17 protein-coding genes are annotated in these 17,702 nt (G+C 63.7%); 13 read left to right on the forward strand and 4 right to left on the reverse strand.

Translation table 11 applies throughout. The features are described from left to right. Window positions 1-47: 47 nt before the first annotated feature. Entirely contained in the window at window positions 48-1,214 is a 1,167-nt protein-coding gene (gene metK, locus RBA40_RS15890) for a methionine adenosyltransferase (RefSeq protein WP_099873702.1), read from the reverse strand. A 187-nt stretch (window positions 1,215-1,401) separates the two neighbouring features. Here metK and RBA40_RS15895 point away from each other — a divergent pair, with 187 nt between their 5' ends. From RBA40_RS15895 to dapF, 3 genes are read left to right on the forward strand one after another with little or no spacing between them, the layout of a single operon-like run. Continuing rightward, window positions 1,402-2,253, forward strand: coding sequence for a lysophospholipid acyltransferase family protein (locus RBA40_RS15895; RefSeq protein ID WP_306648790.1), 852 nt, complete (start codon window positions 1,402-1,404; stop codon window positions 2,251-2,253). Then, entirely contained in the window at window positions 2,250-3,122 is an 873-nt protein-coding gene (locus tag RBA40_RS15900; protein WP_306648791.1) for an LpxL/LpxP family acyltransferase, read from the forward strand. The genes RBA40_RS15895 and RBA40_RS15900 overlap by 4 nt, the downstream gene beginning before the upstream one ends. Before the next feature lie 24 nt (window positions 3,123-3,146). Further along, entirely contained in the window at window positions 3,147-4,007 is an 861-nt protein-coding gene (gene dapF / locus RBA40_RS15905) for a diaminopimelate epimerase (RefSeq protein WP_306648792.1), read from the forward strand. 142 nt (window positions 4,008-4,149) lie between these two features. Here the strand turns inward: dapF and RBA40_RS15910 are convergent, their stop codons facing one another. Next, entirely contained in the window at window positions 4,150-5,790 is a 1,641-nt protein-coding gene (locus RBA40_RS15910) for a tetratricopeptide repeat protein (RefSeq protein WP_306648793.1), read from the reverse strand. Window positions 5,791-6,233: 443 nt separating this feature from the next. Here RBA40_RS15910 and RBA40_RS15915 point away from each other — a divergent pair, with 443 nt between their 5' ends. The 10 genes from RBA40_RS15915 to RBA40_RS15960 all read left to right on the forward strand — a co-directional run bounded on the left by RBA40_RS15915 (window position 6,234) and on the right by RBA40_RS15960 (window position 16,327). Next, window positions 6,234-7,295, forward strand: coding sequence for a porin (locus RBA40_RS15915; protein WP_306648794.1), 1,062 nt, complete (start codon window positions 6,234-6,236; stop codon window positions 7,293-7,295). Window positions 7,296-7,571: 276 nt separating this feature from the next. Then, on the forward strand, window positions 7,572-8,855 hold the full coding sequence (locus RBA40_RS15920; RefSeq protein WP_306648795.1) for a porin: 1,284 nt from the start codon (window positions 7,572-7,574) through the stop codon (window positions 8,853-8,855). Window positions 8,856-8,991: 136 nt separating this feature from the next. Beyond that, window positions 8,992-9,654, forward strand: a complete 663-nt coding sequence (locus tag RBA40_RS15925; protein WP_306648796.1) for a DUF484 family protein — start codon at window positions 8,992-8,994, stop codon at window positions 9,652-9,654. Between the two features lies 1 nt (window position 9,655). Then, the gene (locus RBA40_RS15930; RefSeq protein ID WP_306648926.1) at window positions 9,656-10,600 is read left to right on the forward strand and encodes a tyrosine recombinase XerC; all 945 of its coding nucleotides are present in this window, start codon (window positions 9,656-9,658) and stop codon (window positions 10,598-10,600) included. Window positions 10,601-10,741: 141 nt separating this feature from the next. Further along, on the forward strand, window positions 10,742-11,797 hold the full coding sequence (locus tag RBA40_RS15935; protein WP_306648797.1) for a CobW family GTP-binding protein: 1,056 nt from the start codon (window positions 10,742-10,744) through the stop codon (window positions 11,795-11,797). A gap of 199 nt (window positions 11,798-11,996) precedes the next feature. Continuing rightward, window positions 11,997-12,449 (forward strand): RNA polymerase-binding protein DksA, encoded by a 453-nt coding sequence (dksA, locus tag RBA40_RS15940; RefSeq protein ID WP_054265697.1) that lies wholly within the window; start codon window positions 11,997-11,999, stop codon window positions 12,447-12,449. A gap of 293 nt (window positions 12,450-12,742) precedes the next feature. Next, window positions 12,743-14,074 (forward strand): STAS domain-containing protein, encoded by a 1,332-nt coding sequence (locus RBA40_RS15945; RefSeq protein ID WP_306648798.1) that lies wholly within the window; start codon window positions 12,743-12,745, stop codon window positions 14,072-14,074. 141 nt (window positions 14,075-14,215) lie between these two features. Continuing rightward, entirely contained in the window at window positions 14,216-14,752 is a 537-nt protein-coding gene (gene hslV / locus RBA40_RS15950; RefSeq protein ID WP_306648799.1) for an ATP-dependent protease subunit HslV, read from the forward strand. A gap of 23 nt (window positions 14,753-14,775) precedes the next feature. Continuing rightward, the gene (gene hslU / locus RBA40_RS15955; RefSeq protein ID WP_208640244.1) at window positions 14,776-16,116 is read left to right on the forward strand and encodes an ATP-dependent protease ATPase subunit HslU; all 1,341 of its coding nucleotides are present in this window, start codon (window positions 14,776-14,778) and stop codon (window positions 16,114-16,116) included. A gap of 10 nt (window positions 16,117-16,126) precedes the next feature. Then, entirely contained in the window at window positions 16,127-16,327 is a 201-nt protein-coding gene (locus RBA40_RS15960; protein WP_054265693.1) for a hypothetical protein, read from the forward strand. A 110-nt stretch (window positions 16,328-16,437) separates the two neighbouring features. Here the strand turns inward: RBA40_RS15960 and RBA40_RS15965 are convergent, their stop codons facing one another. Then, window positions 16,438-16,923, reverse strand: a complete 486-nt coding sequence (locus RBA40_RS15965) for a DUF695 domain-containing protein (protein WP_306648800.1) — start codon at window positions 16,921-16,923, stop codon at window positions 16,438-16,440. A 206-nt stretch (window positions 16,924-17,129) separates the two neighbouring features. Continuing rightward, window positions 17,130-17,702 carry an outer membrane beta-barrel protein gene (locus RBA40_RS15970; RefSeq protein ID WP_306648801.1) on the reverse strand — a complete coding sequence of 191 codons (573 nt, stop codon included), beginning with the start codon at window positions 17,700-17,702 and terminating at the stop codon, window positions 17,130-17,132.

Raw genomic sequence — 17,702 nt, forward strand, 5'->3', positions numbered from 1 at the left:
TGGGGGTTGCAAACCGCGCGCTGTTGGCGGGTTTGCAAGATGTGGCGTTAGGACAGGCCGGCTTCGGCGCGCAGCAACGCGACCTTGTCGGTGCGCTCCCACGTGAATTCCGGCTCTTCACGCCCGAAGTGGCCGTACGCCGCACTCTTCTGATAGATCGGACGCAGCAAATCAAGCATCTGGACGATGCCTTTCGGACGCAGGTCGAAGTGTTCCATCACCAAGGCGGCGATTTTTTCGTCGGGAATCACGCCCGTGCCTTCGGTATACACAGTAATGTTGATCGGCTTGGCCACGCCAATGGCGTAGCTCACCTGCACCTGGCACTGGCGCGCCAGTCCGGCCGCGACCACGTTCTTGGCCACGTAGCGCGCCGCGTAGGCCGCGGAACGGTCGACTTTGGACGGATCCTTGCCCGAAAACGCACCGCCGCCGTGGGGAGCCGCGCCGCCGTAGGTGTCGACGATGATCTTGCGCCCTGTCAGGCCGCAATCGCCCTGCGGGCCGCCAATGACGAAGCGCCCGGTCGGGTTGACCAGGTAGCGCGTGCCGTGCAGCCACTCGGCCGGCAGTACTTTCTTGATGATTTCTTCAATCACCGCTTCTTCGATCTGGGCGTGCGTCACTTCCGGCGCGTGCTGGGTCGAGAGCACCACGGTGTCCACACCAACCGGACGGCCATCGACGTAGCGCAGGGTGACTTGCGACTTGGCATCCGGACGCAGCCACGGCAGGCGGCCATCCTTGCGCAGCTGCGACTGGCGCTCGACCAGGCGGTGCGCATAATGGATGGCGGCTGGCATCAGCTCGGCCGTTTCGTCACAGGCGTAGCCGAACATCAGGCCCTGGTCGCCGGCGCCCTGGTCCAGGTCGAGCCCGGCGCCTTCGTCCACGCCCTGGGCGATGTCGGGCGACTGCTTGTCGTAGCAGACCATCACGGCGCAGCCGCGGTAGTCGATGCCGTAGTCGGTATTGTCATAGCCGATGCGCTTGATCGTTTCGCGCGCGACCTGAATATAATCGACGTTGGCGTGGGTGGTGATTTCACCGGCCAGCACCACCAGACCCGTATTGCATAAAGTCTCGGCGGCAACGCGTGCTTTCGGGTCTTGCTCAAGGATGGCGTCGAGGATGGCGTCGGAAATCTGATCGGCAACCTTGTCTGGATGGCCTTCGGACACGGATTCGGACGTGAAGAGATAGTCGTTTGACATGCAATGCTCCTGTTACTGTTGAAATTGAAGTCGCAGTAACCGGGTTGCCTGCGACGCTTTAGCGACATTTATATTCCGCTTCGCAAGTTGTCTATTAACTCGGCGGATCCTGCATACGTGGTATTTTACGCTCCTTGAGAAATTTTGGCTAAGCAACTAGCCGTTTGTTGAACGACCGTCAAAAACCATGTTAGTTCCCCTTTTCCGTACCTTATCGAAGCTGCCGCTGCCGGTCCTGCATGTCATGGGCGCCGCGCTGGGCTGGTTCGTGTATCTCGCTTCCCCTTCCTACCGCAAGCTGATGCGCACGAATCTGCGCACGGCCGGCTTCGGCCAGCACCTGTCGGCCGCCATCGCCGAGTCCGGCAAGTCGATCATCGAACTGGCCTTCGTGTGGTGCGCGCCGCCCGGCAAAGTGGCGCGCCTGGCCACCGACGAGAACTGGGACTATGTCCAGTCGGCCCTCGACGCCGGCCGCGGCATCGTGTTCCTCACGCCGCACCTGGGCTGCTTCGAGATCACCGCCCAGCAGATCGCGCTGCGCACCAAGCTGACCGTGATGTACCGCCCGCCCAAGCAGGCCGCCCTCAAGCCGCTGATCGAGGGCGCCCGCGCGCGCCACAATCTGCATCTGGCGCCGGCCAATCTGTCGGGCGTGCGCATCCTGGCCAAGTGCCTCAAGCGCGGCGAGCCGATCGGGGTGCTGCCGGACCAGGTGCCGCAGGAGGGCGAAGGCGTGTGGGCGCCGTTTTTCGGACGCCCGGCCTACAGCATGACCTTGCCGGCCAAGCTGGCACAGATGGGCAATGCCGAGATCATCCTGGTGTACGCCGAGCGGCGCCCGGGAGGCAAAGGTTTCATCGTGCGCTTCGTGCCCTTCGAGCAGTCGCTCGACGGCACCGCCGCCGAGCAGGCGACGACCATCAACCGCGCCATGGAGCAGCTGATCGCGCGCTGCCCGGCCCAGTATTTCTGGAGTTATAACCGCTACAAGCAGCCCGGCGGCGTGCCCGCGCCAGATGCCCAGGTGGGCGCATGAAGTTCCTGCTGGGCCTGATGTGGCTGATGCACTGGTTGCCGCTGCCCCTGCTGGGACGGGTCGGCACGGGCGTGGGCAGCCTGCTGTTCATGGTGCTCAAGACGCGCCGCCATATCGCGCTGACCAATCTGCGCATGTGCATGCCGGAACTGACGGAGGCGCAACGGGTGGTGCTGGCGCGCCAGCATTTCCAGTCGTACTCACGCAGCGTGTGGGAACGCGGCATCCTGTGGTGGGCGCCGGAAGCGCGCCTGCGCCGCCTGATCCAGGTCGAGCCGGGTGTACCGCTGGCCCAGATCGCGGCCAGCCCGACCATCTTGCTGTGCCCGCACTTCGTGAGCCTGGACGTGGCCGGCGTGGCGGTCATGCTGGAAACGAGCTTGTGCTCCATGTACGTGCCGCAGAAAAATGCCGCGTTCGACGAAGTGTTGCGCAAGGGGCGGTCGCGCTTTCGCCCGGTGCAATTATTTTCGCGTAAGGAGGGAGTCAAACCGATCATCCGCGCCATGCGCGAGCACCTGCCCTATTTCATGCTGCCGGATATGGATTTCGGCGACAAGGATGCCGAATTCGTGCCGTTTTTCGGCATCCCCGCCGCCACCCTGACCGCCCCCGGGCGCATCGCGGCCGCCACCGGCGCGCAAGTGATTCCGGTAGTGGCGACGTTCCTGCCCAATTACACGGGCTGGAAGGTGACGTTTTACCCGGCCTGGGAGAATTATCCGGGCGACGACATGGTCGAGTCGGCGCGCCGCATGAATGCGTTCATCGAGGAGCGGGTGCGCGAGGCGCCGGCCGAGTATTTCTGGACGCACAAGCGTTTCAAGACCCGTCCGCCCGGCGAGCCCTCGCCTTACCTGAAAAAATGATCGCGCCAGGAATATACTGACAATATGAAACTCAAATTTACCAAGATGCATGGCGCCGGCAATGATTTCATCGTGATCGATGCGATCAGCCAGCAGGTCGATTTCAGCCCCGCCCAGTGGCAACGCCTGGCGGACCGGCGTTTCGGCATCGGCGCCGACCAGATTCTGGTGGTGGAAAAAGCACGGAATGCGGAATGCGATTTCCGTTACCGGATCTTTAATAACGATGGCGGCGAAGTCGAGCAGTGCGGCAATGGCGCGCGCGCTTTCGTCAAGTTCGTGACCGACAAGGGCATGACGCGTCAGAGCAGCATCCGGGTGGAAACCATGAAGGGGATCATCACCCCGCGCCTGGAACCCGATGGCACGATCACGGTCGACATGGGCGCCCCTGTGCTCGAAACGGCCCAGGTGCCGTTCGACGCGGCCGGCCTGGGCGGCTGGGCCGAAGGCCGGGATACCTTGTGGCCCCTGCCGATTAAGTATCAGGGCGGCAAGACGGTGTTCGTGTCGGTAGTGTCAATGGGCAATCCGCACGCGGTGCAGGTGGTGGACGATGTCGACCTGGCGCCGGTGCAGGAGACCGGGCCGCTGATCGAAGCGCATGCGCGCTTTCCGAACAAGGTCAATGCGGGCTTCATGCAGGTGGTGGACCGGCAGCATGTGCGGCTGCGCGTGTACGAGCGCGGCGCCGGCGAAACGCTGGCCTGCGGCACCGGCGCCTGCGCCGCCGTGGTGGCCGGCATCCGGCGCGGCCTGCTCGATTCGCCCGTGCGCGTCAGCGCGCGCGGTGGCGAATTGTCGATCGCCTGGGAAGGCGATGGCCAGCCCGTGATGCTCAGCGGTCCGGCCGTGACGGTGTTTGACGGGGAAATCACGGTCTAGCCTGCCGCGTTAGCACCCGCCGCGACATGCAGTCTTGCCCTTGGGCCGCGCCCTTAGGGACCGCCGTTGCTCTCAGGTCAACGGCATCGGGCTCGCCGTTCGGCTAGCCGTTCGGATGGCCATTCGGATCCCGCCTTCCGGCTCAGGCAGCCATCTCGTAGGCTTCCACCTCACCGTGCTCCGCATGCCCGCTCTCGGACTCCGGCACCAGCGTCTTGAGGCGGTACAGCCGCTGCCTATAATTACCCTCCGGACCGCCCGGACCACAATCGATGCCATCGAACAGGCACACGATGCGGTCCAGCGCGTGGCGCTCGTGCATCGAATCGATCACCACCAGGCGCCGTTTGCTGCGCCCGTAGCTGCCGCGGATATCGACCACCAGGCAATGCCCCTGGTCGGCCGCCGTGACATCGAGCAGCAGCGCCTCGGCACGCGTGAGCCCGAACAAGGCCGCCAGCTCCAGGCGCGCCGCCAGCAACGGATGCGTGCTGCCCAAGCCATACGCGCTCAAGGCCCCGGTTTCGGTGTAGGCCGCTCCCTCGCAGCGCGGGGCGATCTTGTGCAATGCCGCAGCCGCCTGCGGGCAACCCTGCAGCGCCGCCTTTTGCAGCCAGTACACGGCCCGCACATCGTTGCTTTCGTTTTCGCGGCGCGCGCGCCAGGCGCTGTTGCCGCATTCGAGCTGGGCGTCGCGGTATCCCATTTCTGCCGCGCGCTCCAGATAGCGCTGGGCGTCGAGCACGTTGCGCTGGGAGAATTCCGGCTTGATATAGATACGCGAGAGCGCATACCAGGCTTCGGCCAGCCCCTGGTTGCCGGCCAGGGTCAGCCAGCGGATCGCCTTCTTGAAGTTGGCCGACCCTTCGCCGACCACGATGCGCTTGCCGTCGACCTGCATGCGCGCGCACCACAAGCCGACCGCCATCTGGGCGTGGGCATCGTGCTCGGCCGCGGCCAGTTCGAAGAAATGGCGGATTTCCGCTTCGTCGGCGCCGCCCTCCCCTTCGCCCGCGACCGCGCCGGCGGCCAGCGCCCGGGCGCAGCGCGACAGCAGGGTGACGTCGGCCGCACTGAGCTGGCCGCCCAGGCGCGCACTGGCGCCCAGTTGCCGCGCCAGCGCCCTGGCCAGCGGCAGGGCGCGGCTGGCGTAGGCGTCCATCAGGCCGTCTTCCCAGTCATTGTCGAGCTGCGAGAGCTGGGCCTGGGGCATGCCGCTGTCGGCGGCGCGCTGCAGCCAGCGCGGGTCGGCCGCGCGCGGCGCCATGGCGGCGGCGAGCGGCGCCGGCACCGCCCGCATCGGGGTGGCGGCCGCCGCGCCCACGGCCGGCGCAGCCGCTTCCGCGAGGGTGCCGGTCAGCCGCCGGTGCTGCGCCAGCAGCCACTGGGCCTCGGCCAGCCCGCCCGCCGCGCCCGCCTCGAGCGCGGCGAAGGCTTGCTCGCGCCGCTCGGGACCCGGCACTTCGCCCCCATGCCCGCCCAGGATCAGCTGGGCCAGCACCACGCCGGCGCGCAGGTTGCCCTCGGCGAAGGCTTGCCCGAACCAGCACGCCACCGGGCGCTGGCTCTGCACCGCGACGTCGAACGGAATATGGGTGCCGATCAGCTGGCAGGCGGTGGCGCAGCCCTGCTGGGCGGCGCGGTCGAGCCAGTGCAGCGCCGTCGGCAAGCTTTTGGGCAAGCCCGCACTGCCGAACAGATAGAGCGTGCCCAGTTCGAGCTGGGCCGGAGCGCGGCCAGCGCGCGCGCCACGGATGAGCGCTAGTTCTTCACGGTTTGCCATGGTTCATGCCATCACGTTGATTGGAGGAGATCAATCCGCTGAGCCTGCATGGCACCGGTTTGGTTGCCAATATACAACATTTGCTTGGCTGATGCGGGGGCAGCCGACGTTTTAAAGTCTACGTCAGGCGCGCAGGCCGGGGGACGCTGATGGCCACTTCCTTGATTTCGCACAAAGCTTGTTAGTAAGAATATGTGGAATACCGCATGAAAGCTTTTCATTTAAATGCATGACCACTTGCCTGTATCAATACAGTGCCACGTTTCATAAATACAACAACACCGCTGGAATCATTGGCTTTCAACCAATTCTACCCCTCATAATCAACCACCACGGCCATTAGCAGAAGGCCAAGCAATTAAGGTTTCTTAATCCGAGTGTTCAGACAATTGAAAACTCAACGCACTGTCGGATTCGACGGATTCACTTTTAAGGACGTGTACATGAAAAAATCACTGGTCGCTCTGGCACTTCTCGGCGCAAGCGCCGGCTTTGCACAAGCCCAATCGTCTGTGGTCATCTACGGCACCGTTGATGCCGGCATGATCAAGCGTACCGACCAATCGCTGGCCATCGGCAAGCGCGCTAATAACACGCTCGGTTTCAAAGGCGTCGAAGACCTCGGCAGCGGCCTGAAAGCCTTGTTCCAGCTCGAAATTCGCTATGAACCGGATTCGGGCACCATCGAGCAGGGCGGCGGCGGCGTCCAGCGTCCGCTGTTCCAGGGTCAGAGCCGGGTCGGCCTGCAAGGCGGCTTCGGCATGGTGCGCATCGGGCGCGGCCTGACCGCGTTCCAGGAAACCAGCACCCAGTTCGAGCCCTTCCATGGCGTGCCTAGCCCTGCCGGTTTCCAGACCGACCTGATGGTCGCCGGCTATACCTCGGACCCGCTGGGCCTGGTTGGCAATTCGACCAACCGCTTCTCCAACGCCGTGTTCTATAACTCGAACGTCATCAACGGCTTCCAGATCAATGCCACGGTCGGCACCAAGGAATCGAGCTCGGGTTCGGCAGCCATCGTCGGCCGCGGTACCCTGGCCAATCCGCAATACCGTCCTGGCGCGGAAGCGTCGGCCAATCCGTACTCGGTCTCGGCCACCTACACGGGCGCGGCCGGCTCGCTGATGCTGGCCGCCGAACGCAACGCGGTCGAATCGCGCCTGCTGTCGATCGCCGGCTATGTCATGGCCACGCCAGAACTGAAACTGATGGCCACGCGCGTCCAGCAAGACCGCGGCCACACCTTCTTTAATAGCGAGGAAGCCCGTTCGTGGGTGGTCGGCGCCAATTACAAGATGGGTTCTGGCAAGATTCTCGCCGGTTACGGCCAGAAGAACCAGGGCGCGCTGAACCAGGGCATGCAGAAGACCAAGCAAATGTCGATCGGCTACGAGTACAGCCTCTCGCCACGCACCTATGTGTATGCCGATGCGTCCAACAAGAAAGGCCCGACCGTTCCGTCGAGCATGAATATCTATGCACTGGGCGTGAATCACGCTTTCTGATATAAGGTGCGGTGTGAACCGCGCCGGACATAAGTCTGTCGGATAAAACAAAGGGCGGCGAATGGGTAACCATCGACGCCCTTGTCGCATCCGCGTGATGCTGTGGTGTTTAAGATAAGACGGTATTGACGTTTTTGCTTCGTCTGTGTCTTTTTCGCAACCAGTACTTGCGTGCGGTCCCGGCTTTCTGTACAAGGCTAAAAAACGATGGCATATTGGTTAAAACGAATTAGTACGCACGTTCGTTTTTAGACAAAATAATCTCCTGGAGACACAATGAAAACAAAATTAATCGCTGGTGTAATCGCTACCTGTTTCGCAGCCCCGGTCCTGGCCCAGTCCAGCGTGACCATTTACGGTATCGCCGACGCTGGTTTTATGAAAACCAAGGGTGAATCGGCCAAACTCGTCAGTGGCATCGCGGACGGTTCGCGCATCGGTCTCAAAGGTACCGAAGACATCGGCGGTGGTTTTAAGGCCATCTTCAATCTGGAAGCGCGCGTCGAACTCGACACCGGTACCCAGAGTCCTGGCCTGGTCACCCCGAACCAAGGTTTCTACCTGACCAAGGGCATGGATGCCTTCAAGAGCCCGGCTCTGGCATCGACCCTGGCCAGCCTGCGCACCGGCCTGCAGCCAGCCGTGGCCGTCAATTCCGAGAAAGCCCTGTTCGACCGCACCGCCATGGTCGGCCTGATCACGCCAGTGGGCGCCATCATGATCGGCCGCATGTACACCCCGGGCTATGAAGTGTTCGCCGCGGCTGACGCGTTCGAGACCGGCACCGGCGGCACCTGGGGCGGCATCACCGGCGGCACCGCCGGCTTTACCGCACTGGGCGCGGATATCCGTTCGCAGAAATCGATCCAGTACCGCATCGCCACCCCGTCCGGTTTGGGCGGCTCGCTGATGTACGGCACCAAGAATTCCGGCTACCTGGGCCGCTACAACAAGTTCCTGGGCGCAGCGGTTACCTACAAGAAGGGTAACTTCGACCTCGGCGTCGGCCACAACCAGGGTGAAGACCTGCAAGGCCGCAAGAGCCTGACCACCACCACCGTGGGCGGTTCGGTGAAAATGGGCGACTTCAAGCTGTTCGCCGGCTACCACGACCAGGTCAACCGCAATTCGGCCCTGCTGGCCGACTACTTCAACGTGTTCACCGGCTCGGTCGCGCCGGGCTTGCGCGCCGCTGGCGTTCCGGCTGCCAACATCGCCGCCCTGAACAAGATCTACAACGACAACATCACCCGCAACAGCCAGGTCGATGCCAGCAGCTACCAGCTCGGCATGCACTACCGCCTGGGCCAGGGCCGCCTGATGGCCTCGGCAGCGCGCCAGAACGACCGTACCGCCTCGAACAGCGATGCGACCCTGGTGGCGGTCGGTTACGACTACAACATCTCGGCCCGTACCGACGTCTACAGCGTGCTGTCGCACATCAAGAACCAGAACGACGGCCAGTACACGCCGGGCGCGGCCGGTTCGCCGGGCGGCTTCACCAAAGTCGCTGGCGAAGACAGCCACGCCATCCAGATCGGCGTGCGTCACCGCTTCTAAGCACGGCGCCGCACGACGCGGCTCTGCAAAAAAGACGCCTGCGGGCGTCTTTTTTCATGGGCGCGCGCAAGCGGTCGCTTAGGTTAGAATTGCGGGACGTTTTTCACCCGCACCAAGACTTCAAGTAAAGACTTCAATGACCGCCACACTGGATTCCACCGCCGTCGCCGACTACCTGGCCGACCATCCGCACTTTTTCCAGGAACACGCCAACCTGCTGGGCGAAGTCAAGCTGTCCAGCCCCCTGACCGGCAAGGCCGTCTCGCTGCAGGAACGCCAGATGGAAGTGATGCGCGATAAATACAAGGCGCTCGAACTGCGCATGTCGGACCTGGTGCGCCTGGCCGAAGCGAACGCCGCCATCGCCAATAAATTCCACGGCTGGACCCAGACCCTGCTCAAGACGCGCCACGACAGCGACATGCCGCGCGCCCTGGTCGAGGGCCTGGCCACCCATTTCGGCGTACCCCAGGCCACCTTGCGCCTGTGGCAGCTGGCGCCGGCGCATGCGGGCAGCTGGTATGTGAACGGCGTGTCGGAAGATGCGCGCCTGTTCGCCAACAGCCTGCTGGCGCCTTACTGCGGCAGCAACCACGACTTCGAAGCGGTGCGCTGGCTGGCCGACGCTAGCGCGGTGCAGTCGACCGTGATCCTGCCGCTGCGCAGCAACGGCAGCGCATTTGGCCTGCTGATCTTGGGGTCCCCCGATCCGGAACGCTTCACCGCCAGCATGGGCACCGATTTCCTGGCCCATATCGGCGACACCGCCAGCGCCGCGCTGGCCGCCCTGCGTGCCTGAGATGGAGAGCGCGAGCGAGCTGGACTGGGTCGAACGCTACCTGGCCCAGCTCGAAACCCAGCGCCAGCTCTCGCCGCACACCATCAGCGCCTACCGGCGCGACCTGCGGCAATTGCACACCCTCGCCAAGGGCATGCCCTGGCAGCAGGTGCGCCAGGCCGACATCCGCCGCCTGACCTCGATCCTGCACGGGCAGGAACTGGGACCGCGCTCGATCGCGCGCAAGCTGTCGAGCTGGCGCGGCTTTTTCGGCTGGCTGTCGCACCAGGTGAGCCTGGCGGCCAACCCCACCGACGGCGTGCGCGCGCCCAAGCGTCCGCGCCCGCTGCCCAAAGCGCTGGCGGTGGACGACGCGGTGCAGCTGGTCTCATCCGCCCCGCCCGGGCGCGCCACCCTCGCTTCCGCCGAGCTGTGCAACCGCGCCATGTTCGAGCTGCTCTATTCGAGCGGCTTGCGGGTGGCGGAACTGGCCGGGCTCGATGTGCTCTACAGCAAGGGCCGCGACGGCGAACCCGCCTCGCTCGGCTGGATCGACCTGGCCTCGGGCGATGTGCTGGTCACCGGCAAGGGCAACAAGATGCGCACGGTGCCGATCGGCAGTCATGCGCGCACCGCGCTGGCGGCCTGGCTGGCGGTGCGCCCGCCGCCGACCGACGGCAGCGGCGCCCTGTTCCTGTCCGAACGCGGCACCCGGGTGTCGCCGCGCGTGGTGCAGCTACGCCTGAAACAGCACGCGATCGCGGCCGGCACCCCGGTGCACGTGCATCCGCACATGCTGCGCCACTCGTTCGCCTCGCACGTGCTGCAATCGTCGGGCGACCTGCGCGCCGTGCAGGACATGCTCGGCCACGCCAGCATCACCTCGACCCAGGTCTACACGGCGCTCGACTTCCAGCACCTGGCGGCCGTGTACGACCAGGCGCACCCGCGCGCCAAGGCCAAATAAGCACACCAAACACCCTTTCCGTGCCGCTTGCGGCATGATCCGCATCAAGCGATGTGGCGGTAGTTGGAAGCAAATGGCGAAATCCGGCATAATCGCTCGATTATTCGCCCGGCCCGGGCGCCACACTGACTGATGACAAACATGGCCCTGATACCCAGCACCATCCTGACCGGCTTCCTCGGCGCAGGCAAAACCACGCTCCTGAACCGCATCCTGCAGGAAGACCACGGGCTGAAGATTGCCGTCATCGAGAATGAATTCGGCCAGGAAAACATCGACAACGAAATCCTGGTGCAGGACAGCAGCGAACAGATCGTCGAAATGAACAATGGCTGCATCTGCTGCACCGTGCGCGGCGACCTGATCGTGGCGCTGTCGGCGCTGGCCAAAAAACGCGAAGCCGGCGAACTGCACTTCGACCGCATCATCATCGAGACGACGGGTCTCGCCAATCCGGGCCCGGTGGCGCAAACCTTTTTCATGGACGAGGAAGTCGGCGTGCACTATATGCTCGACGCCGTGCTGACCGTGGTCGACGCGCGCCATGCCATGACCCAGCTCGACGACTACGAGGAAGCCCAGCGCCAGGTCGGCTTTGCCGACAAGCTGCTGATCTCCAAGACCGACCTGGTCGAGCCGGCCCAGCTCGATGCGCTCAAGGCGCGCCTGATGCGCATCAACCCGCGCGCGCCGATCAGCCAGGTCGATTTCGGCCGCGCCCCGCTGGCCGAGGTGCTCGATATCCGCGGCTTCAACCTGAACGACAAGCTCGAGATCGACCCGGACTTCCTCAAGGCCGAAGAAGAACACGGGCACGACCACGAGCACGTGCACACCGACGCCTGCCGCCACGAACACGGGCACGAGCACGAGCATAATCACCATCACGGCCACCACAGCGACGACATCGCCGCCTTCGTCTTCAAGAGCAAGCGTGCGTTCGATCCGGCCAAGCTGGACGAATTCCTGGCCAGCCTGGTCAATGTATTCGGTCCGCGCATGCTGCGCTACAAGGGCGTGCTGCTGATGCAGGGGGCCGAGCGCAAGGTGGTATTCCAGGGCGTGCACCAGATGATGGGCAGCGATCTGGGTGCAAAATGGGGTGAAAACGAGGAACGTGGCAGCAAAATGGTTTTTATTGGCAAAAATTTACCGAAAGATGTCTTTGTCAGCGGTTTGGAACAATGTTTGGTATAAACTATCCGGGTTTTAAGATGCCCGCTTTATCGCACCGGCAGTAAAAAGTCATCCAGGTGCGGGAAGACACGAACAAGGCGGCAGTTCAGCAAGCCGTCAAGGTAGGCGCTTCGGGCGCAGGCACCGCCGCTTTACCGGTGCCGCGGCCGAGTTAGCTGATAAAATGAAAACCACTGTCGTATCGAAGGTAAGTGAAGTCATGACTAAAACAACTAAATCGACCCCCGCCGTCAATACAGAAGGCCATCTCATCTCCGAAGACGAAATTCGGGCCATGGGCGAGAAGGACTATATGAATCCGGCGCAGCTGGCGTTTTTCAAGGCCCGTCTGCAGCAGCTCGAGAAAGACTTGCTCAAGAACGCAGGCGAGACCACCGAGCACCTGCGTGAAACCGTGCTCGTGCCGGATCCGGCCGACCGCGCCACCATCGAAGAAGAGCACGCGCTCGAACTGCGCACGCGCGACCGCGAGCGCAAGCTGCTCAAGAAGGTGCAGCAGTCGATCGCCGCCATCGACGGGGGCGACTACGGCTGGTGCGAAGAGACGGGCGAGCCGATCGGCATTCCGCGCCTGATCGCGCGCCCGACCGCTACCCTGTCGCTCGAAGCGCAGCAGCGGCGCGAGCTGAAACAAAAACTGTACGGCGATTGATCATCGCTGCACGCCACCTCCGAAGAAGCATGCGGGTTCGCCCCCGCATGCTTTTTTGTTTTGCTGCGCCCGCCAAACCGACTCGAAGCTTGCCTATAGGCTACACTATGCTTGCAGGTCCAGTCCGGCCGGAAATGCGCGGCATGGGGGTGCGTGACGCGGTGCGGGTCGGCATGCTACCGTGCGCTTTGGCGCGGGTCGGTGCCGAGGTTGGTTCAATGAGGGCGCCCGCCGCGGTCGGGCGCCCGGTATGGTCGGCGCAGTGCGCAGCTTAGAACGAGACAGGGAACGACGTGGGTATCTTCTCCATCTTCAACAAGAAGAAAACTGATCAGCCCGGCGCCAAGGCGGCGCCGGACTCGCGCCTGCGCGTCGGCGAACCGTCGCGCCTGGCGCAAGACACCGACGCCGACCGCGCGCGCCAGCGCGAAATCGCCCGCGCCACGGCCGCCAAGATCGATGCGATCGAGTCGGCCATGTCGAACGACATCTTCAACACGCCGGAACCGGCCTGGGGCAGCGGTCCGCGCAAGGCCAAGCCGCCCGTGGCCGATGGCGCCCCGACCGACACCCTGCCGCTGCTGGAACTGGCCACCACCGAGCTGCTGGCCGACGAAGACTTGCCGGACGCGCCGGTGTCGCCCCAGACCGCCCCCGTCATCGAAGAAATCGCCATCATGTTCGCCAACGACCAGATGGCCGTGACCGAGCACATGCTGCTCGACAGCCTGGCCGAGCTGGGCAAGGACGACCGCACCATCTGGTGGATGCTGTTCGACCTGTACCAGGTGGGCGGGCGCCAGGACGACTTCGACAATATCGCCATCGATTACGCCAGCCAGTTCGAAACCTCGCCGCCTTCGTGGTCGCCGCCGCTGCTGCCGCACGGCATGGAAGAGCGCACCTTTTCCGGCGTCACCCCGACCGAAGTGTTTTCCGGCGTGCTCGATGGCGAAGTGGCCCCGCGCCTGGAACGGCTGCTGCAGCGCGCCGGCGAAAACCCGGTGCTGCGCCTCGAATTCGCGCGTATCCAGACCGTCACCCCGGACGGCTGCGCCCTGCTGCTCGAAACCATCAAGCGCCTGCGCGCCAGCGAGCGCGAACTGATCGTGGCCGGCGCCGCCGAACTGGCCGAGCTGGTTCACTCGACCATCGAAATCGGCAAGCGCGACGCCAGCGAAGCGCCCTGGCTGCTGCTGCTGGCGCTGTTCCAGCTGCTCGACCGCGAAAAGGATTTCGAGGAAACGGCGATGGATTACTGCGTCACCTACGAGGTGTCGCCGCCATCGTTCGAACCGCCCTCGAAGGTGGCCACCGCGGTCAGCATCCTGCATGCGGCGCCGGCCACCGAACGCTTCATGCTGCCGTCGGTCATCGAAGGCAGCACCGCAGCCCTGTTCGATGCCATCGACGCCTACGCCGCGACCTGCGACGAGACGGTGCTGCTGGACTGCTCGCGCCTGGCGCGGGTCGACTATTCGGCCGCCGCCGCCCTCCTCAACCGCCTGCGCCCGATCGCGGCCGGCAAAAAAATCGAGCTGCGCGAATTGAACCATTTGGTCGCCGCACTGTTCAAACTACTGGGCTTCACGGAAGTGGCCAAGCTGTTCCCCCACAAGTACTGACCCTCGCCGGCGCCAGTGCGGGTGCCGGCAGCTATCTTGCAATTTCGTTTAGCATCCCCATTTCTGGGATGCAAGCAGCCGGCCCGGCCCGGGAGTGTACTCCTGGCCTGGCGGCGGCTCACTAACTGAGAGGCAACGATAATGGAACAATTTCACGGCACCACCATCCTGTGCGTACGTCGCGGCAAGCAGGTCGCGCTCGGCGGCGATGGCCAGGTCACACTCGGCAACATCGTCATGAAGGGCACGGCCCGCAAGGTGCGCAAGCTGTACCAGGGCAAGGTGCTGTGCGGCTTCGCCGGCGGCACGGCCGACGCCTTCACCCTGCTCGACCGCTTCGAAGGCAAGCTCGAAAAGCACCAGGGCAACCTGCTGCGCGCCTCGGTGGAACTGGCCAAGGATTGGCGCACCGACCGCGTGCTGCGCCGCCTCGAAGCCATGCTGCTGGTGGCCGACCATGAGTCGACCCTGGTGATCACCGGCAACGGCGACGTGCTCGAACCGGAAGACGGCGTGGGCGCGATCGGTTCCGGCGGCACCTACGCCCAGTCGGCCGCCAAGGCCCTGCAGGAGAACACCGATTTATCGCCGGCCGAGATCGTGAAAAAATCGCTGACCATCGCCGGCCAGCTATGCATCTACACCAATATGTCGCACATCATCGAAACACTGGATTAAGGGGAAGCACCATGCCAAGCACCATGAATATGACGCCCCGTGAAATCGTTTCGGAACTCGACAAGCACGTGGTCGGCCAGGGCAAGGCCAAGCGCGCGGTCGCCATCGCCCTGCGCAACCGCTGGCGCCGCCAGCAGGTGGCCGAGCCGCTGCGCCACGAGATCACACCCAAGAACATTCTGATGATCGGGCCCACGGGCGTGGGCAAGACCGAGATTGCGCGGCGCCTGGCCAGGCTGGCCGACGCGCCGTTCATCAAGATCGAAGCGACCAAGTTCACCGAGGTCGGCTACGTGGGACGCGATGTCGACACCATCATCCGCGACCTGATCGACATCGGCATCAAGCAGACGCGCGCGAGCGAAATGAAAAAGGTGCGCCAGCGCGCCGAGGACGCGGCCGAAGACCGCATCATCGACATCCTGGTGCCGCCGGCACGCGACTTCGGCTTTAACGTCACGCCGCCGCCGCTTGAAACCAAGGAAGGCGAGGGCACGCGCCAGACCTTCCGCAAGCGCTTGCGCGAAGGCGAGCTGGACGACCGCGAAATCGAGCTGGAGCTGGCCGAGGCCGGTCCGCAGATGGAAATCATGGCCCCGCCCGGCATGGAAGAAATGACCGAGCAGATCAAGTCCATGTTTTCCGGCATCGGCGCGGCGCGCAAGAAGCCGCGCAAGATCAAGATCCGCGAAGCGATGAAGATCCTGATCGATGAAGAAGCGGCCAAGCTGGTCAACGATGACGAGTTGAAGCAAAAGGCGATCGCCAACGTCGAGCAGAACGGCATCGTGTTCCTCGATGAGATCGACAAGATCGCCTCGCGCTCCGAAATGGGCGGGGCCGACGTCTCGCGCGCCGGCGTGCAGCGCGACCTGCTGCCGCTGGTCGAGGGCACCACGGTCAACACCAAGTACGGCATGATCCGCACCGACCACATTCTGTTCATCGCATCGGGCGCGTTCCACCTGGCCAAGCCGTCGGATCTGATTCCCGAACTGCAGGGTCGCTTTCCGATCCGGGTCGAGCTCGAATCGCTGTCGATCGCCGATTTCGAATGCATTTTGACCAGCACCGATGCCTGCCTGACCAAGCAGTACGAAGCGCTGCTGGCGACCGAGGACGTCAAGGTTGAATTCGCGCCGGGCGGCATCACGCGGCTGGCCGAGATTGCGTTTTCGGTCAACGAGCGCACCGAGAATATCGGCGCGCGCCGCCTGTACACGGTGATGGAAAAGCTGCTTGAGGAAGTCTCGTTCACCGCCAGCGAGACCGGCGGCAGCGTGGTGGCGATCGACGCCGCGTACGTGAACGAGCGTCTGGACAAACTGGCCGACAACGAAGACTTGTCGCGCTACGTGCTGTAAGGGGCGCGCAATGGCAAACAAGGCATTGGCGACGCGGCAAAAGATGCGCATCACGGTCAAGCCGACGCAGCAGGTTGCCAAGGTACGCAATCCGGTGGCCGTGGCAGCCAAGCTGCGCGCCGCCGGGCCGCACGCCAAGGGTCCGGCGCAGGAGCGCCAGGCGGCCAAGCGCGCGCTCAAGAAAGCCAAGCTGGAACCGGAGCCGGATTAACCGGCTCGCGCTTCAATGCCGTCGCTCCGCCGCGACCGGTGATTGTTTCTACCATCCCTAACACCGTCGTTTCTGCCAATGCCAGGAACGACGGTCGCATATCCGGTCCCCTATGAATGCACGTTCTTGCGGATATGGCATTTGCTCAAAATGGACGCAAATTCCTTCCACGCGGGATCGGACTGCCCCGCGCATTCCACTTCGTGCGACCTGATCTCGGATTGAATTTTTTCATGGATTGCCGGGACCGCTTGACGATTACCCAGGTAAAAAACCCATTCCTTGAGTATTCCGGTAGTAAACGTCGCCACATGCAGGGCTGGACCCGCGTCCTTGAGATAAGCATAGATTTTCTGGCCGATCATCTCTACTTCGCTATTTTCCTTCTCATCCGGCTTACCGCCCGGGTTGGGCTGGTTAAATAATGTGGCGAAATTGAGCCTGATATCGAGTAAGGGATGTGCAGCCCATCGTTCTGCCGCCAGGTTGACCCTGGCCAGCAAGTACTCGGACGCGTTGGAATCGAGGCCGCGGTACCAGCTTTCGCCAGCTTCCGCCAAACAGGTGACCGGCAAATATTTCGTTACTTGTTCCATAGCAAAGTCCCTCCGGAAATTCCGCCCTGGATGGGCAGCGAAATGGGCCTGACTGCAATACACGCCCAAGCTTGCTCGAAGCCGGCACGGTACAGCGCAGCGATGACGGCGCGGCCGTCCTCTCATGATTGTTGAACGAATTCAGGGGCCGCCAGCGGGCGCCCCGGCGGGCGCCCGCGATCAGGCCATCCTTGTGTGCGCGCCGCCTAGAACTTGTAGGCGGCGCCTAACGTCAATAAATGCACATGCGTGCGTGCCAAGGCGCCAAAACTGGCCCTGAGCAAATCGACATCGGCGGTCATCGACAGATGCTTGTCGAGCGCATACGCGATTCCTACCCCGCCCGTCACGCCAGTCGATGCGCTTGAAGCGCCATCGAACTTGCCCGACAGCCGCGTCATCCCTACCCTTGCATGCACCGACACAGCATCGGTCTCGCGCGAACTGATGCGGTACGACAGCCCCGCGCCGCCAAACGAGGCCGCGCCGCGCCGCCCCAGACTCGCCTTGCCGCCGCGGTAGCCCACCAGTTCAAGCGAACTGGTCAGCTCGGAACCCTGCCACACGCTGAACGGCGCAAAGTTGAAGCCGGCGAACAGCTTGCCGCTGCCATTGTCCTGCCCCTTGCATTGCCAGGGGCCGCCGCAGTCCGCATTGAACTGCATCCGCCCGGCCCCGCCGCCCGCATAGATCGGGCTGGTGTCGCCGTAACTGGCGCCGCTGGCGGCACCGCTGAACACGGTCAGCAGGAGGGCGGCAAGCAGCGGGGGTTTCGGCAT

Origin of the sequence: Massilia pseudoviolaceinigra, from assembly GCF_030846505.1 — a bacterium.
GTDB classification, from domain to species: Bacteria; Pseudomonadota; Gammaproteobacteria; order Burkholderiales; family Burkholderiaceae_D; genus Telluria_A; species Telluria_A violaceinigra.

Excerpts from the sequence above, each read along its gene's own strand:
- metK (WP_099873702.1), bottom strand. The coding sequence starts at position 1,214 with ATGTCAAACGACTATCTCTTCACGTCCGAATCCGTGTCCGAAGGCCAT.
- RBA40_RS15895 (WP_306648790.1), top strand. The coding sequence starts at position 1,402 with ATGTTAGTTCCCCTTTTCCGTACCTTATCGAAGCTGCCGCTGCCGGTC.
- RBA40_RS15900 (WP_306648791.1), top strand. The coding sequence starts at position 2,250 with ATGAAGTTCCTGCTGGGCCTGATGTGGCTGATGCACTGGTTGCCGCTG.
- dapF (WP_306648792.1), top strand. The coding sequence starts at position 3,147 with ATGAAACTCAAATTTACCAAGATGCATGGCGCCGGCAATGATTTCATC.
- RBA40_RS15910 (WP_306648793.1), bottom strand. The coding sequence starts at position 5,790 with ATGGCAAACCGTGAAGAACTAGCGCTCATCCGTGGCGCGCGCGCTGGC.
- RBA40_RS15915 (WP_306648794.1), top strand. The coding sequence starts at position 6,234 with ATGAAAAAATCACTGGTCGCTCTGGCACTTCTCGGCGCAAGCGCCGGC.
- RBA40_RS15920 (WP_306648795.1), top strand. The coding sequence starts at position 7,572 with ATGAAAACAAAATTAATCGCTGGTGTAATCGCTACCTGTTTCGCAGCC.
- RBA40_RS15925 (WP_306648796.1), top strand. The coding sequence starts at position 8,992 with ATGACCGCCACACTGGATTCCACCGCCGTCGCCGACTACCTGGCCGAC.
- RBA40_RS15930 (WP_306648926.1), top strand. The coding sequence starts at position 9,656 with ATGGAGAGCGCGAGCGAGCTGGACTGGGTCGAACGCTACCTGGCCCAG.
- RBA40_RS15935 (WP_306648797.1), top strand. The coding sequence starts at position 10,742 with ATGGCCCTGATACCCAGCACCATCCTGACCGGCTTCCTCGGCGCAGGC.
- dksA (WP_054265697.1), top strand. The coding sequence starts at position 11,997 with ATGACTAAAACAACTAAATCGACCCCCGCCGTCAATACAGAAGGCCAT.
- hslV (WP_306648799.1), top strand. The coding sequence starts at position 14,216 with ATGGAACAATTTCACGGCACCACCATCCTGTGCGTACGTCGCGGCAAG.
- hslU (WP_208640244.1), top strand. The coding sequence starts at position 14,776 with ATGAATATGACGCCCCGTGAAATCGTTTCGGAACTCGACAAGCACGTG.
- RBA40_RS15960 (WP_054265693.1), top strand. The coding sequence starts at position 16,127 with ATGGCAAACAAGGCATTGGCGACGCGGCAAAAGATGCGCATCACGGTC.
- RBA40_RS15965 (WP_306648800.1), bottom strand. The coding sequence starts at position 16,923 with ATGGAACAAGTAACGAAATATTTGCCGGTCACCTGTTTGGCGGAAGCT.
- RBA40_RS15970 (WP_306648801.1), bottom strand. The coding sequence starts at position 17,702 with ATGCCGAAACCCCCGCTGCTTGCCGCCCTCCTGCTGACCGTGTTCAGC.